The 12,985-nt window shown below is 71.1% G+C and carries 18 protein-coding genes; 3 read left to right on the forward strand and 15 right to left on the reverse strand.

All coding sequences use genetic code 11. The features are described 5' to 3' along the window. Positions 1-33: 33 nt before the first annotated feature. Positions 34-411, reverse strand: a complete 378-nt coding sequence (locus tag QO015_RS05830) for a hypothetical protein (protein WP_266280869.1) — start codon at positions 409-411, stop codon at positions 34-36. A gap of 93 nt (positions 412-504) precedes the next feature. Here QO015_RS05830 and QO015_RS05835 point away from each other — a divergent pair, with 93 nt between their 5' ends. Beyond that, entirely contained in the window at positions 505-729 is a 225-nt protein-coding gene (locus QO015_RS05835) for a hypothetical protein (protein ID WP_266280867.1), read from the forward strand. A 24-nt stretch (positions 730-753) separates the two neighbouring features. On the opposite strand, the gene QO015_RS05840 is transcribed toward QO015_RS05835, so the two are convergent. Then, the gene (locus QO015_RS05840) at positions 754-1,899 is read right to left on the reverse strand and encodes an acyltransferase family protein (RefSeq protein ID WP_266280865.1); all 1,146 of its coding nucleotides are present in this window, start codon (positions 1,897-1,899) and stop codon (positions 754-756) included. Positions 1,900-2,233: 334 nt separating this feature from the next. Here QO015_RS05840 and QO015_RS05845 point away from each other — a divergent pair, with 334 nt between their 5' ends. Then, positions 2,234-3,004, forward strand: coding sequence for a DUF2092 domain-containing protein (locus QO015_RS05845; RefSeq protein WP_266280863.1), 771 nt, complete (start codon positions 2,234-2,236; stop codon positions 3,002-3,004). Between the two features lie 29 nt (positions 3,005-3,033). Continuing rightward, the gene (locus tag QO015_RS05850; RefSeq protein WP_266280861.1) at positions 3,034-3,444 is read left to right on the forward strand and encodes a hypothetical protein; all 411 of its coding nucleotides are present in this window, start codon (positions 3,034-3,036) and stop codon (positions 3,442-3,444) included. On the opposite strand, the gene QO015_RS05855 is transcribed toward QO015_RS05850, so the two are convergent. The 13 genes from QO015_RS05855 to QO015_RS05915 all read right to left on the reverse strand — a co-directional run bounded on the left by QO015_RS05855 (position 3,441) and on the right by QO015_RS05915 (position 12,930). Beyond that, positions 3,441-3,785 (reverse strand): DUF2793 domain-containing protein, encoded by a 345-nt coding sequence (locus QO015_RS05855; protein ID WP_266280859.1) that lies wholly within the window; start codon positions 3,783-3,785, stop codon positions 3,441-3,443. The genes QO015_RS05850 and QO015_RS05855 overlap by 4 nt on opposite strands. Further along, on the reverse strand, positions 3,778-7,650 hold the full coding sequence (locus QO015_RS05860; protein ID WP_266280857.1) for a baseplate multidomain protein megatron: 3,873 nt from the start codon (positions 7,648-7,650) through the stop codon (positions 3,778-3,780). Before QO015_RS05860 ends, QO015_RS05855 begins: the two co-directional genes overlap by 8 nt. Beyond that, positions 7,650-8,090 (reverse strand): NlpC/P60 family protein, encoded by a 441-nt coding sequence (locus QO015_RS05865; protein ID WP_266280855.1) that lies wholly within the window; start codon positions 8,088-8,090, stop codon positions 7,650-7,652. The genes QO015_RS05860 and QO015_RS05865 overlap by 1 nt, the downstream gene beginning before the upstream one ends. Positions 8,091-8,268: 178 nt before the next feature. Further along, positions 8,269-9,156 carry a phage/gene transfer agent baseplate hub protein gene (locus QO015_RS05870; RefSeq protein WP_266280853.1) on the reverse strand — a complete coding sequence of 296 codons (888 nt, stop codon included), beginning with the start codon at positions 9,154-9,156 and terminating at the stop codon, positions 8,269-8,271. Further along, complete coding sequence (locus QO015_RS05875; protein ID WP_266280852.1) at positions 9,153-9,800, reverse strand: DUF2460 domain-containing protein; 648 nt, start codon at positions 9,798-9,800, stop codon at positions 9,153-9,155. The genes QO015_RS05870 and QO015_RS05875 overlap by 4 nt, the downstream gene beginning before the upstream one ends. Before the next feature lie 10 nt (positions 9,801-9,810). After that, positions 9,811-10,377, reverse strand: coding sequence for a phage tail tape measure protein (locus QO015_RS05880; RefSeq protein WP_266280850.1), 567 nt, complete (start codon positions 10,375-10,377; stop codon positions 9,811-9,813). Positions 10,378-10,379: 2 nt separating this feature from the next. Further along, positions 10,380-10,589, reverse strand: a complete 210-nt coding sequence (locus QO015_RS05885; RefSeq protein WP_266280849.1) for a rcc01693 family protein — start codon at positions 10,587-10,589, stop codon at positions 10,380-10,382. Further along, a complete protein-coding gene (locus tag QO015_RS05890; protein WP_266280846.1) occupies positions 10,586-10,903 on the reverse strand; it encodes a gene transfer agent family protein in 318 nt (105 codons plus the stop codon). The genes QO015_RS05885 and QO015_RS05890 overlap by 4 nt, the downstream gene beginning before the upstream one ends. Before the next feature lie 3 nt (positions 10,904-10,906). Further along, positions 10,907-11,320, reverse strand: a complete 414-nt coding sequence (locus tag QO015_RS05895) for a phage major tail protein, TP901-1 family (protein ID WP_266280844.1) — start codon at positions 11,318-11,320, stop codon at positions 10,907-10,909. A gap of 26 nt (positions 11,321-11,346) precedes the next feature. Beyond that, positions 11,347-11,760 (reverse strand): DUF3168 domain-containing protein, encoded by a 414-nt coding sequence (locus QO015_RS05900; RefSeq protein ID WP_266280842.1) that lies wholly within the window; start codon positions 11,758-11,760, stop codon positions 11,347-11,349. After that, positions 11,757-12,035 carry a hypothetical protein gene (locus tag QO015_RS05905; RefSeq protein WP_266280841.1) on the reverse strand — a complete coding sequence of 93 codons (279 nt, stop codon included), beginning with the start codon at positions 12,033-12,035 and terminating at the stop codon, positions 11,757-11,759. The genes QO015_RS05900 and QO015_RS05905 overlap by 4 nt, the downstream gene beginning before the upstream one ends. Then, the gene (locus QO015_RS05910) at positions 12,035-12,364 is read right to left on the reverse strand and encodes a phage head closure protein (protein WP_266280840.1); all 330 of its coding nucleotides are present in this window, start codon (positions 12,362-12,364) and stop codon (positions 12,035-12,037) included. Before QO015_RS05910 ends, QO015_RS05905 begins: the two co-directional genes overlap by 1 nt. Next, complete coding sequence (locus QO015_RS05915; protein ID WP_266280839.1) at positions 12,361-12,930, reverse strand: head-tail connector protein; 570 nt, start codon at positions 12,928-12,930, stop codon at positions 12,361-12,363. The genes QO015_RS05910 and QO015_RS05915 overlap by 4 nt, the downstream gene beginning before the upstream one ends. Positions 12,931-12,985: the final 55 nt, after the last annotated feature.

Consider the following 12,985-nt stretch of genomic DNA (forward strand, 5'->3'; position numbering starts at 1 on the left):
CAGGGTCGAATGAACGCCGGCTGAACGCCCCCTTCAGCGCCCGCCGATCGGCACCCGCGCCGCCCAGCGGCCATAGAGCGCGAGCGCCGCGCCGGCCATCGTACCGCCTGCCGTGGCGAGGTCCACCAGCATCGAGCGTTCGTCCGGTCGAAGTTCGTGACCCACAAGGAGGCCGACGAGCGGAGCGAAGGCGGCCACCAGCGCGCCCCAGGTGACGCGCGAGCGATACCAGGGCTCGCCGTTCACGGCATGGGCGAGGGCGGGGTCGCCGGCGATCGCACCGGCGAGCGATCCGGCAAGGGCGGGCAGCTGCTGCTCGGAAAGCGGCGCGCCGCTGCGCCCGGCCGCCTCGGCGACGGCGGGGAGAAGGGCCTGCGCGAGGCGGCCTGCGGCATCGTTGTCGCGCATCATGGGGTGTCTCCTTCTTCGGTGAAGATGTCTGCCACAGCTTCGCCGGGATCGTGGCCGATCCCATCGGGCGCTGGGGATCGGGGAAGGTGAATCATGCTGAAGGCGATCCTCGTCTCGGCTCTCGGCGGCATGCTGTCGGGGCACTATGTTCGGAACGGCTGGCGCGCCCTGTTCCTGGTCATCGCGCTGATCGGCGCCGAGACCGCCTATGAGGCGATCCATCACCACTGGTCGGGCCGCCACGACATCGGCGCGTTCGGCATCCTCGACACCGTCGGCTCCGGCGCCGTCCTGGTCGGCGAACTGCTGTCGGGCTGAGGGCGAGCTGTGCCGCCTGGGCGGTCAGCCGGCAGGAGTGACGGATGTTTGCGTCACGGCGAGCGGGGGTCCACGCCTCAGAATGCGACGCGCCCATTGCTGCGCCGGCCGCTCCACAACGATGTGGACGACATGCGCGGCAGCGAATGCGGCGGCGATCGCGAGGAAGCTGCGCAGCCCGAACGGGATCGGTGAGCCGTCCAACAGGTTCAGCACGAAAATGCCGACGGGAAGATGAACGAGATAGAGCGCGTAGCTGATATCGGCACAATACGCGATCGGCCTCGGGACATATTTCATATCGGAGACCATCAGGCCGTAGAACAGACCGAGGGCATATATATAGTTCCAGATGCGCCCGTTTCCGACATTGAACAACTCGCCCGGAAACCGGACGCTGTAGACGGACACGAACATGGCGGCGCAAAGGATGATCAGGGCCATCGCAGCCCGGACCTCGATCTGCTTCCGCTGTTCGAGGTAAAAAATCCGCCCGATGATCAGGATCGGCAGATAGATGGTAAAGTAGCCCAGATAGGCGAGATACGGCGACAGGGCCATCGGAAAGGTCAAGGCGCAGTAGATCAGGATCATGACCAGCGTCGCCTTGATGGGAGCCCTCTTCATGAGGCCGAGAAGAACGAAGACGATAAGATAGAAGATGAGCTCCGGCATCAGGCTCCAGGCGACGGAGAGCGCGCGCGGGGAGGGAAAGATCCAGCTGATCATCACCGCGCTCTTGAGGAAGTCGATCAGCTTCGTCGCATCCGTCGAATAGATCGGCCCCAACGCGAAGGCCTCCGACAACTTGACGATGACGAAGGCGATAGCCGTCGCTGCAAGGAGTGTCGGGAAAATTCTGAGGACGCGCTTGACGAAGAACTCGGTCCGCGTCTCCCGAACGGCGACGGCACTGATGATGTAGCCGCTGATGAGGAAAAAGACCACGACGCCGAAATGGCCGCCTCCGTCCGATATCTGGAGCGGACCGAGGATCGCGATCTTGTAGAACTGGAAAACGGACCAGGTCTCGTTCCGCTCGAGCAGCCACAGGCCCGGAACGTGCGCAAAGATAACCAGGAGCGGTGCAAGGCCCCGGAGGAAATGAATGAAGACGATATCGCGTTTCGATCCGTCCTGAACCTTGGCCTGCGAATCGGCGCCGATCATGAAACATCCCCGTCGGTCGAGCCCTCGGACATCCGCTTAGTGAGAACCGGGGTTTTGCGCAACGCGGCGGCTCGGCGCGCCACCTTGCGAAAAAATCGAGACCCGGTGGAACCGACGACGAACCCGGCTGTTGTATGGCCGGATCGTTCGCGATCCAAACCCGGCCCCACGCCGGTGAGCCCGCCGATCCCCCGACGGCGGGCTCTTTCTTTGTGCGCGGTGCGATCCGCCCTCGCCTTTCATCGATCCGTAACGAATATTGATTCTGCTTCGCGCGGGATCGCCGCCGGCTGCCGCCGAAGCGCGGTTCGTCTATTCGCTTGCGAGGCCATCGATGATGAAGAAGACGTTCTGGTGCGCTGCCGTGATCAGCGGCTTCCTGGGCCTTGCGCCCTTCGCGGCACCGGCCCTGGCGGCCGACGAGGCGCCGAAGCCGATTGTCGAGCAGAGCGCGCTGACGCTGCTGAAGAAGATGAGCGACACGCTCGCTTCGGCCCAGGTGATCCAGCTCGGCGCGATCGATTTCCGCGAGGTACCGACCTCGCAGGGCCAGATGATCACGCAGATCACGACCTCGGAGGTGATTGCCGAGCGGCCGAACAAGTTCCGCGCCGACGCGGTCGTCAACGGTGCCGACACGACCTTCGTCTATGACGGCAAGACCTTCACCGCCTTCGATCACGCGAAGAATCTCTACGTCACGGCGCCGTTCGCCGCCGGCCAGATCGAGGAGTTCTTCAAGAAGCTCGCCGAGGAACGTGGCATCGAATTCTCGATCGCCGATTTCCTCTCCCCCGATCCCTATGCGGTGCTGACGAAGAACCTCGTCAACGCCTACGACGCCGGTCCGACGACGATCGACGGCCAGAACGCCAATCATCTCGTCTTCTCCGCGCCGGGGCTCGAATGGCAGCTCTGGCTCGATGCCGGCAACAACCTGCCGATCTTCTTCGCCGTCACCTACACCGACGCGCCGCGCGAGCCCCGCTTCATGGTCAATTTCCGTGGCTGGAACCTGAAGGCGACGCCACCGCCGGAGGCCTTTGCCTTCGTGCCGCCCGCCGGTGCGTCCTCGATCGACTTCCTGCCGGTCGGCCAGAACTGAAACGAACCGCGACGCTGAAGGAAACAGCCATGTCGAAGATTTCTGTCTCGAAGCCGGTTCTCGCTCTTCTTGCCGCCGGCTCGCTCCTCGCCTCCGCGATGCCGGCTTCCGCCTGGGTCGCCGCGCACAGCGCCGGCGTCTGGCGCGGCCCGGCCGGCGGTGTCCATGCCTATAGCGACAGCTTCGCCGCCGGCGGGCCGCGCTATGGCTATGCGCCGCGCTACGGCTATGGCGGCTGGGGCGCTCCGGCCGGCGCTGTCGCGGGCGCGGCCGTCGCCGGTGCGGTGGTCGGCGCCGCCGTCGGGGCGACCGTCGCCTCGCTGCCGCGCAGCTGCGTGACGATCGCCGGCCCGACCGTGATCTACAGCTGCGGCGGGGTCTACTACAGCCCCTATTACGGCCCGTCGGGCGTCGTCTACCAGGTCGTCCCCGCGCCCTAGATCGCGACCCAGCCCGACGCCTTCCTGACAAGGACGGCGTCCGCCGCCTTGTCATAGGCGAGCCAGCCGATCGACGGCGCCGCGAACAGCCAGGCGCCGTCGACGAAGATCGCGAGCATGCCGCCCTTGCCGGCCCAGGCGCCCGAGGGGCTCGCGCCGAGCAGGTAGCGGCTGCCCTCCACCGGCGCCGATGGCGGCACCGTCGCGCCGGAGGCCTCCACGGCGAGATGCATCATCGCGTCGATGAGCCGGAGCGCCTCGTTGTGGGTCACATGCTTCTGCGCCTGCGCGGCCGCGAGATAGGGCAGCGCCAGATGCGGCGTCGCGAGCGGATCAGCCATGAACGACGATCTCCGTGGTGAGGCCGGCGCCGGAGGTGGCGCCGAGCTGGCAGACGCGCGCCGTGAAGGCGGCGCCGGGCGATGACAGGACGGCCGCGAGTTCCGCGGCCGTGAACAGCGCCGCCGGCACCGCGACGGTGCGGCTGGCGCGGACCGCCGACCCTTCGAGCAGATCGACGCGATAGGCCTCGCGCTCCTCGCCGAGCGGCACCTCGGCTTGGTCCCAGCGGTCGCCGTCGCGGCGCGTCTGGCGGATCCATGTCAGCGCCACGTCGCCGCTCGCCTCGCGGCCGCCGCGAAGATGCACCGGGGCGAGGCAGACGAGCCCCCTCCCCGCCACGGCGAAGGCGCGATCCGTGAACCGGTCGGCGTCATAGGCCGCGCCGAGCGGGCCGACGCGCATCCGCCGTTCGAGGCCGATCTCCGACGCGTCGAGTTCGAGGAGCGGAACGGCGGCGTCGAGCCGGACGAACCGCGCTCCCGCCGCGTGCCCCGCCGCCGCGCGGTCGCCGGTGCCGCCCTGCCCGCGCAGGAGCCCCGTCAGGCGATAGCGCCGCGGGCCGATCAGCGTCGCGCTCCGGTACTGGATCAGTTCGAAGCCGGCCGCCTCGCTGCCGATCGCCGCGAGATTGCCGCCATTCAGCACCGCTTCGGCCGGCAGCGAGGACAGTGCGCCGCTGGCGAGCGTGACCTCGATCGCCGCCGCCTCGTCGAAGCGGGCGATGGGGCCTGCGGGAACGGGCCCATCGATCGTGCCGGTCGTCGCGCGCTGGTCGACCCGCTGGCGATGGCGGAACCCGGCCTCCGCACTGCCGATGGCGACCGACATCGGCCCCGGCCAAGGATCGGCGAAGACCGCGAGGCGCGGCGCCGCGCCCGCCTCGGCACTGGTGAGCGACGGCAGGTCGAGCACCGTCACCGCTGGTGGGCCCGCCTCGGCGCGCCGGACCGGGGGCGCGCTGGCGCCGCTTCCGATCGGCTGCGCCGAGGCGGTCGGATCGAGGGCGCGCGCCTCGATGCGCCGGGCTGCGGCGTCCTCGATCCGTGTCACATGCAGCATCCGCGCTCCGCCGCTGCCGGCGAGCGTCACGACATCGCCCGCCTCGAGGGCGAGCGCGCCGGGCGGCAGCGCGAAGGCGAGCGTTTCGCGGCCGTCGAAGGCGTCCTGCAGCCTCGCATCGGCGAGCGTGGTGGCGACGCCGTCGTCGGTGACGATCGCCGCCGCGAGCGCCGCCTGCCGCCGGCTCGCCGTCTCCAGCCGCCGCGAGGCGACCGACCGGCTGCGATAGTCGGAGAGGCCGTCGCGGAACGAGAGCGCGAGTTCGGCCGGCAGTTCGGTCTCCTGCGCCCGCCGGATCTGGAGCATCGGCACGCCGTCCTCTTCCACGAAATCCTCCGGCGCGATGGTCATGCGCGGCAGGCCGCGCCGCAGGAAGGCGAGCCCCGCGCCCCGCTCGCCGACCGTGAAGCCGAAGATGTCGGCAAGCGGCTTCAAAGCGTCGCGCGCGGCGCCGGCCCGCTCGACGACATAACCGTCGACCATGCCGTCGAGATCGCCGATCGAGGCGCCGGAGATCCCGTAGTCGGCGAGGATGCGGGCAATGAGCCGCGTCAGCGACAGCGCGCCGAGCCGCCCGTTCAGCCAGTGGCCCGTCTCCCAGTTGCCGCCGTCCGACCAGACATCCGTCATGAGGGGAAAGGCCGGGAACGGCCGCGCGTCCCAGGCCCAGACATGGCTCCACGCGACATCGATCATGCGTCCGCCATAGACGGCGGAGAGGGGATTGCGCGCAGCAACGAAGCCCGGCGCGGCCGGATCGCGATAGGCGAGCAGCGCCGCGAGCGCCCGCTCCTGCATCAGGCCATCGCGCCCGCCGCTCGAGAAATGCGGCAGCCGCGCGCCGCCGACCTTCGGATCGGGAAAGACGTTCGGCTCGTTGGCGCCCTTGTCGACGGCCGGGCAGCCGAGCTCGGTCAGCCAGATGGGCTTCATGCCGGCGAGCCATGCGGTCGGCGCCGCCGCCTCGACGCCGCCCGGCCGGTCGAAATGGCGGTTGCCCCACCAGTCGGCCAGCGCCTTGTACCGGTAGACCCAGGGCTTGCCATGGGCGCCGTCGGTGATCGGCGAGCGGATCTGCGCCGCCCGGTCGGCCTCGCTCGCATAATACCAGTCGAAGCCCTCGCCGCCCTCGATATTGGCCGCGAGATAGGCCGTGTCGTGGCCGCTCTCCGCCCGCGCGGCGTCGCGATGGCCCGCCCCGTCACGCCAGTCGGACAGCGGCACATAGAGATCGATGCCGACCGCGTCGATCGCCGCGTCCGCCCAAAGCGGATCGAGATGGAAATGCACGTCGCCGCTGCCGTCGCCCGGCTGGTGGCCGAAATACTCGCTCCAGTCGGCGGCATAGGAGATCTTCGTGCCGCTGCCGAGCACGCTGCGCACATCGGCGGCGAGCGTGCGAAGCGCCGCGACGAAGGGATAGGCCGAGGGGCCGGATCGCAGCGTGGTGAGGCCGCGCAGCTCCGAGCCGATCAGGAAGCCGTCGACGCCGCCCGCCGCCACGCAGAGATGCGCGGCATGCAGGACCATGCGCCGATACGACCATTCGGCCGGGCCGGAATAGACGACGGCGCCGCCCGAGACGGCGTAGTCGGCCGGCGCCGCGGTGCCCATGAAGGCGGCGATCTCGGCCGCGACCGCCGCCGTCCTGTCGGGCGAGCCGGAAACGCCCGGCGCGAGCGAGGCGGTGATCAGGCCGCGCCAGGGATAGGCCTGCTGCTCGCCCCGGCCATAGGGATCGGCGAGGCCGCTGCCGGCCGGGATGTCCATCATCAGAAACGGATAGAAAGTCACGCCGAGCCCGCGCGCCTTCACGTCGCGGAGCGCGCGGACGACGCCGTCGTCCGAGGGCGTGCCGCCGAAGGCCGGCCGGCCGTCGATCTGGCTGACCAGCTGCGCGGAGCCGCGCGCGAGCCCCGCGACGCGCCATTCCGGCACCGTCGCGCCGCTCGCCGTCTCGACCCGCGGCGCCACCGTGCAGCGATCGGCGCGGAGATCGTCTCCGAACCAGCTCACGGCGAGCGCGACCCGTTCGAGGTTCGGGCAGATCGCCTGCAATTCGTCGAGCGAGGCGCGCCAGTCGGTCTTCACCACATCCTGGTGGCGGTTGAGCGCCGGACGGCTGCCGGGCGTGCCGATGCGGTAGACGGGCTCGGGGTCATAGGCGAATTCCGACGCCGCCGGGATCACCACCACCGCGCGCACCGCCTCCTCGACGCCGCCGACCGGGCGGAACACCTCGAAGGCCAGCTGCGGCAGGCGGTTGCCGAACGCGCCGACCGGCAGCCGCTCGAACACCATGACGGCGGTGCCGCGATAGGCGGGCGTGCCGGCCGCGCCCTGCTTGGCCTCGATCAGGCTGTCCGGCATCTGGTCCTCGGCGCCGGTCAGGAGGCGGCAGGCGAGCGTCGAGAGATCGAGTTCCTCGCCATCGGCCCAGCAGCGGCCGACCCGCGCAACCGGCCCTTCGCACAGCGCGACGGCGAAGTTCGCGTAATAGGCATAGCTGGTGACGGTCGGGCCGCCCTTGCCGCCCTCCTCGCTCGTCACCTCCTCGAAGCGCGTCGCCCAGATCACCTGGCCCGAGAGGCGCGCGCGGCCGTAGAGCCGCGGGATCGGCGCGCCCTCTTCCGAGCGCTGCACGTCGAGATCGGAGAGCCGCGCGCCCTCGCTGTCGCTGCCGAACAGCGAGCGGTCGATGACATTGCCGGCGAGCGCGCCGACCGCTCCGCCGATGACGGCGCCGAGCGGACCGAAGACGCCGCCGACGGCCGCGCCGGCGGCCTGCAGGACGATGGTGGCCATCAGGGCGTCACTCCGGGAAAGACGAAGGCGAAGGCGAGGCGGCGGCGCCACCATGGCGCCAGATGCGCGAGCGCGACGGCGGCGCCGTCATGGGCGTGGATAAGGCGCTCCGGCGCGACGAGGATCGCCGCATGCTTGGCGGGCATCCCCTCGCGCCAGCGAAAGAGCAGCAGGTCGCCGGGCAGCACCGCGCTCACCGCGACCTCGGTCATGTGCCGCCGCGCGGCATCGCGCAGCGTCTCCGCCCCGCGCGCCTCCGCCCAGTCCGGCGTATAGGCCGGCACCGCCTCGGCCTCGGCGCCATAGATCTCGCGCCACACCCCGCGCACCAGCCCCAGGCAATCCGCCCCGACGCCCTTCAGCGACGCCTGATGCCGATAGGGCGTGCCGAGCCAATCGAGCGCAGCGCCGACAATGACGTCCCGCATGACGACGGTCATGACAGCCTCCTCTGAACGGATCCCGGGTAGCCCGCCCCCCCGATGCAGTCCGCGATCGGCCCCCCTCGTGGGGGAGAGCTGGAGAGGAGGCCTCGCGGCCGGTGCATCTGGCCCGGCCGTCTCAAGGAGCCCCCGCCCTGCCCCTCCCAGCTTCGCGGGAGAGGGAAGCGGCCGTGCCTCACCCCACCGGCGAGCCGTCATTGTGGCTGCCGGAGCGGGCGTAGCCGAGGGTGAAATCGTTGCCCGGCATATGGGGGAAGCCGCGGAAGTTGAGCGCGTTGCCGAAGCGGTCGCGGCAGGTGGCGAAGCGCTTGTCGCAGCCGGCGGTGAGCGCCAGCGTGTCGCCCGGCGCGATCGGGAACGGCGCCGCCGACCAGAGCGCGAGGACCATCGCGCCCTCGACGACGCGCTGCATCTTGATCGCCGAGGCGAAGCCCGCATTGGCGCCGCTTGTGAAGCGGGCGCGGCCGCGCTCGAACCAGGACGCCCCGAAGTCGCCGAGCCCCGACACCGCGAACAGCCGGGCGTCGGTCGCGGCAAGGACGGTGGCAGTCGCGGCATAGGCGGGCGACGTGAGGTCGACACCGCAGCGTGTATCGCCGAGATCGGCGTCGCAGGCCGAGCGGAAGAACCGTCCGCGCGGCTCGTCCAGCACCGCCGCCGGCCCGCGGATTTCGGCGCGGAAGGCGCCGTCCTCGCTCACCACCTCGCCGACATGCCCGGCGCGAACAAGGAGGCGCTCGTCCGGCGCCTGCCAGTTCACGGTGAAGACCTCGACGGCGGCATGGTCGAAGCGGCCGATGGCGAGGTCATGGGCCGAGATGCGGTCGGAGGTGAGCGCGCCGGCGACCTCGAGCCCGCCGGTCGCGAAGCCCGCCTCGCTGACCGCCTCGCTCGCCGAGAGCCCGCTCGCCGCCTCGAACAGCGTGCCGTCGAAGGCGAGATCGCGGTCGTGATCGGTGAAGCCGAGCCGCGTGCCGTCCTTCAGCGTCAGCCGCCAGCATTGGCAGAGCGTCGTCGCCTCGCCGGCGACATGGGCGGCGAGGCCCTCGGGAAGTGCCCTCACGGCCGGATCTCCACGAGCGGAATGGACGGGATTTCGCCGGCCTCGAAGGCGGCGAGGTTGATGCTGAGGGCGTCGGTATCGAAGCGCACCGGCACGTCGAAGCGGAAGCCGGCGGTGACGATGGCGCCGGACGGCGGGATATGGCCCGGCGCGAAGGTCACGCGGCCGGTGGCGTGATCGATCGCGACATGCCCCGGCGCCGCCTCGGCCGAGCCGACCGCGACGCGGACGCTGCCGGCGACGGGCTTGGCGATCGTCCGCGCATAGGGCGCGTGGTCGCTGCCATAGCGCTTCACGAGCTGGAAGACGGCCGTCGCGCCGTCGCCCGTGCCGAGCACCTGGTCGAAGGGCGTCGGCTCGGTCCCGGGCGGCGCCGAGGCGTCGTCGGTGCGGTCGAGCCAGCGGAAGCCGAACAGCCGGCCGCGCCGCTCCTCGAAGAAAGCGATCACGGCATGGATGTCGGCGAGCGAGCGCACGCCATAGCCGGCGTCGTAGCGGCGGCGGGAGTCGGCCCAGCGCTGGTTGCGCTTTTCCCGTCCCGAAGCCAGCGCCACGATCTCGGTCTTGCGCTCCGGCCCTCCGCCGGAGCGCAGGCTGATCCCCGTCGGGAAGCGGACATCGTGAAATCCCTCGATGAGCGGCATCGGGCTCTCCTCAAAGGCCGCGTCGGCCGCGGCCGACGGCGCGCGCCAGCGCCGCCGTCACCTGCGCTTCGGATTTGCGGAAGCTCGCGGCATCCGCCGTCTGGATCGCGACATTGACGGTGACGGCGCCCGCTCCGCCGCCGGCGACGCCGAGGCTGCCATCGGCGCCGCGCCGGAGCGGCAGGATGGCCTCGCTTCCCGCTTCGCCGGCGAGCCCGAGGCCGCCCGATAGCGGGAAATAGGTCGGCCGCGAGACGACGCCGCCATCGGCAAAGGGCACGATCCCGCCCTTGGCGAAGGCGGTGGCGCCGAGGCTGCCGGCGAGACCGCCGAGGATCGCGCCGAACCCGTTCGAGAGCGGCTTCAGCGCCGCGTCGAGCGCGATCGAGGAGAGCCGCAGCGCCAGCCCCTTCAGGACGTCGTCGAGATCCTTGCCGCCCGTGACGGCGCCGGCGAAGGCCCTGGTGATGGCGGAGGCGAAGCTGTCGGCCCGCTTGCCGAGATCGTCCAGCGCCTGCCGGAAGCCGCTCGTATCGGCCGAAACCGTCACGGTGAGTTCGTCGATCGATGCCGTCATGGTCAGCCTCCTTCGGGCCGCGTATCGGGAAACCGCGCCGCCAGCGCATCGAAGGCCGCGCGGTCCATCGGCGCGGCGCGGCGACCGGAGACGCCTTCGATCGCGGCGGCGAGTTCGCGCGGCGTCATGGCCCAGAAGTCGCGGCTCGCAAGGCGCAGCGTACCGAAGCCGAAGGCCATGGCGGCGCGCCAGGGGAACGGCTCCGCCGTCACGCCTCGCCCCCGCCGAAGGTGGCGGTGAGAAGGTCGGCGGCGATGCGCGCGAAGCCGCCGGCGCCGCCATCGGCACGCAGAGCCGCGACGGCGGCATCGTCGATATCCTCCCCGGCGCCGCGCAGGCCCGCGCCGATGATGCGCACGAGATCGGTCGCGGAGAGTCGGCCACCGGAGAAGCGCGCGGCGAGCGCCGGCAGGTCCTCGGCGCCGAACGCGCCTTCGAGTTCGGCCAGCGCGCCCAGCGTCAGGCACAGCGTGCGCGGCCGGCCGTCGAGCATGGCCTCGATCTCGCCGCGGTGGCGGTTGGCCATGGCTCAGGCCTCCGTGAAGGTGAGCGCGCCGGCGGATTCGAGCGCGATCTCGTAGGTCACCGCGCCGTCATGCTCGCCGGCATATTCGAGCGCGGTGATCTGGAACGGCCCGGCCAGCGTGCCGAAATCGGGCAGGATCACCTGCCAGGCGCGGATCGTGCCGTCGAAGAACAGGCTGCGCGCCGCGGCGTCGGTGGCGGCGTCGCGAAAGATGCCGGAGCCGGAAAGGCTCGCGCGGCGCACGCCGGCGCCGGCGAGCAGCTCGCGCCAGCGGCCGGCCGAATCCGCGTCGGTGATGTCCACCGTCTCGGCATTCAGCGCGAGCCGGCGGGTCCGAAGCCCGGCAACGGTCTGGAAGGCGCCGCTGCCGGTCGTGTCGATCTTGAGCAGGAGATCCCTGCCCTTCTGAGCGGTCATGATCCGATCCTTTGCGGTGACGGGCCTCAGCCCTCGACGAGCGCGGAGAGGCGCAGCACGCCGCGCTCGGTGATGCCGTCCGCCTCGCGCCGCACCTCGGCGAAGACGGCTGTGAGCTTGACGAGCCGCCGCGCGCCGAGCGCCAGCGTGGCGTCGTGCAGGAGGCGCATCAGCAGCCCGACGATCGCCCAGGCCTCGCGCTTGCCGGCCGCGCGCGACCAGACATTCTGCGTCAGCGCGACATCGGCGCCCGAGGTCTCGCCGTCACTCCAGTCGCCCTGGCTCGCCGGTCCGAAGGTCACATAGGGAAAGGGCGTGCCGCGCGGCGCGCCGTCGAAGAGCTTCGGGCCGCCGAGCGCCGCGAGGAGATCGGCGTCGGCGAGGAGATGGGCGCGGATCGCGGCCTGCAGGTCGAGCGCGGCGGTGCTGTCGGCGGTCACGGGCGCCTCCGTTTCAGGCGGCCGAGCGCCGGGGCGAGCGCGGGATCGCTGGTGCCGTCGATCGCGCCGAACTCGCGCGCGAACAACCCCGGCCCGGCCACATGCACGCTGGCGCCGCCCGCCGATGTCTCGGCGCGCGCGCTGCCGCCCTCGACCGCGCCGCCGAGCGCCGCCGCCACCTCGCCGGCGCGGGCGCGGACGGCCGTCTCGATCGGCACCCGCAACCCGGCGGCGATGGAGCGCGCCAGATCGCCGCCCTTTTCGGTTCTCGCCATCACAGTTCCTCCCTCGCCTCGATCAACAGGAAGCGCCGCCGCTCGTCGGGATCGGTCACCGTCTCGACCGCGAGCTTGCGGCCGCGATGGCGGATGCGCATGCCGGGGACGACATCGTCGCGCCAGCGGATGGTGACGCGGTGGGTGATCGCGGCACCGAGGCGGTCGGCATCCGCGGTCGCCGCCGCCCGCACCGGCTCGACCGCGGCCCAGACGGTCGCGAGCGTCGCGAAGGCGACGATCGCGCCGCCGCTGCCGTCCGCCGTCGATGTCGGCTGTTCGATCACGATGCGATGGGCGATCCAGCCCGGTTCGAATTCGGGCCTCACAGCGAGCGCACCTTGAAGGGCGCGATCAGCGCATCGAAACCGGGCGGCGCGATCGCGCCCGCGAAATCATGCCCGACCGTGCCGCGCGCCTCGTACCAGGCCGCGACCAGCACCATCACCGCCTGGCGGAGCGGCGCCGGCACGTCGATCGACGACACGCCATAGCCGGCGACGACGTCGATCTCGATGCCGTTGTCGTAGAGCGCCGCCGCCGGCCGCATCTTCGCGACGAGCCGCGCCGGTTGTGCCGAAAGGTCGATCCGCCAGTGCTCCGGACCCCAGCTCCGCGCGACGCCCGCAATGTCGTAGAAGGTGACGGCGTTGACGGCGATGATCGGCGAGAGCGGGATCGGCACCGCCCGGCCCTCCGGCCAGTCGTCGCGATAGATGCGCCAGAGCTGGCGGATCAGGCAGCGCCGCGTGACGGCCTCGATATGGACGCGCGCCGCGACGATCGCGGCCTGAAGCAGAGCGTCCTCGTCGGGCGTGTCGAGCCTGAGATGCGCCTTCACGTCGGCGAGCGTCACGGGCTCGATAGTCGGCCCGGAGATGAGGGCGGTGGTCATGGGTGCCTCGCATGGAAATCGTCGAAGGAGAAAGGGGTGGAGCGGCGCCGCGGGA

It is taken from the genome of Kaistia geumhonensis, from assembly GCF_030815145.1.
GTDB classification, from domain to species: Bacteria; Pseudomonadota; Alphaproteobacteria; order Rhizobiales; family Kaistiaceae; genus Kaistia; species Kaistia geumhonensis.

What these genes read in the sequence shown, in the direction of transcription:
- QO015_RS05830 (WP_266280869.1), bottom strand. Translation starts at nt 411, where the DNA reads ATGATGCGCGACAACGATGCCGCAGGCCGCCTCGCGCAGGCCCTTCTC.
- QO015_RS05835 (WP_266280867.1), top strand. Translation starts at nt 505, where the DNA reads ATGCTGAAGGCGATCCTCGTCTCGGCTCTCGGCGGCATGCTGTCGGGG.
- QO015_RS05840 (WP_266280865.1), bottom strand. Translation starts at nt 1,899, where the DNA reads ATGATCGGCGCCGATTCGCAGGCCAAGGTTCAGGACGGATCGAAACGC.
- QO015_RS05845 (WP_266280863.1), top strand. Translation starts at nt 2,234, where the DNA reads ATGATGAAGAAGACGTTCTGGTGCGCTGCCGTGATCAGCGGCTTCCTG.
- QO015_RS05850 (WP_266280861.1), top strand. Translation starts at nt 3,034, where the DNA reads ATGTCGAAGATTTCTGTCTCGAAGCCGGTTCTCGCTCTTCTTGCCGCC.
- QO015_RS05855 (WP_266280859.1), bottom strand. Translation starts at nt 3,785, where the DNA reads ATGGCTGATCCGCTCGCGACGCCGCATCTGGCGCTGCCCTATCTCGCG.
- QO015_RS05860 (WP_266280857.1), bottom strand. Translation starts at nt 7,650, where the DNA reads ATGGCCACCATCGTCCTGCAGGCCGCCGGCGCGGCCGTCGGCGGCGTC.
- QO015_RS05865 (WP_266280855.1), bottom strand. Translation starts at nt 8,090, where the DNA reads ATGACCGTCGTCATGCGGGACGTCATTGTCGGCGCTGCGCTCGATTGG.
- QO015_RS05875 (WP_266280852.1), bottom strand. Translation starts at nt 9,800, where the DNA reads ATGCCGCTCATCGAGGGATTTCACGATGTCCGCTTCCCGACGGGGATC.
- QO015_RS05880 (WP_266280850.1), bottom strand. Translation starts at nt 10,377, where the DNA reads ATGACGGCATCGATCGACGAACTCACCGTGACGGTTTCGGCCGATACG.
- QO015_RS05890 (WP_266280846.1), bottom strand. Translation starts at nt 10,903, where the DNA reads ATGGCCAACCGCCACCGCGGCGAGATCGAGGCCATGCTCGACGGCCGG.
- QO015_RS05895 (WP_266280844.1), bottom strand. Translation starts at nt 11,320, where the DNA reads ATGACCGCTCAGAAGGGCAGGGATCTCCTGCTCAAGATCGACACGACC.
- QO015_RS05905 (WP_266280841.1), bottom strand. Translation starts at nt 12,035, where the DNA reads ATGGCGAGAACCGAAAAGGGCGGCGATCTGGCGCGCTCCATCGCCGCC.
- QO015_RS05915 (WP_266280839.1), bottom strand. Translation starts at nt 12,930, where the DNA reads ATGACCACCGCCCTCATCTCCGGGCCGACTATCGAGCCCGTGACGCTC.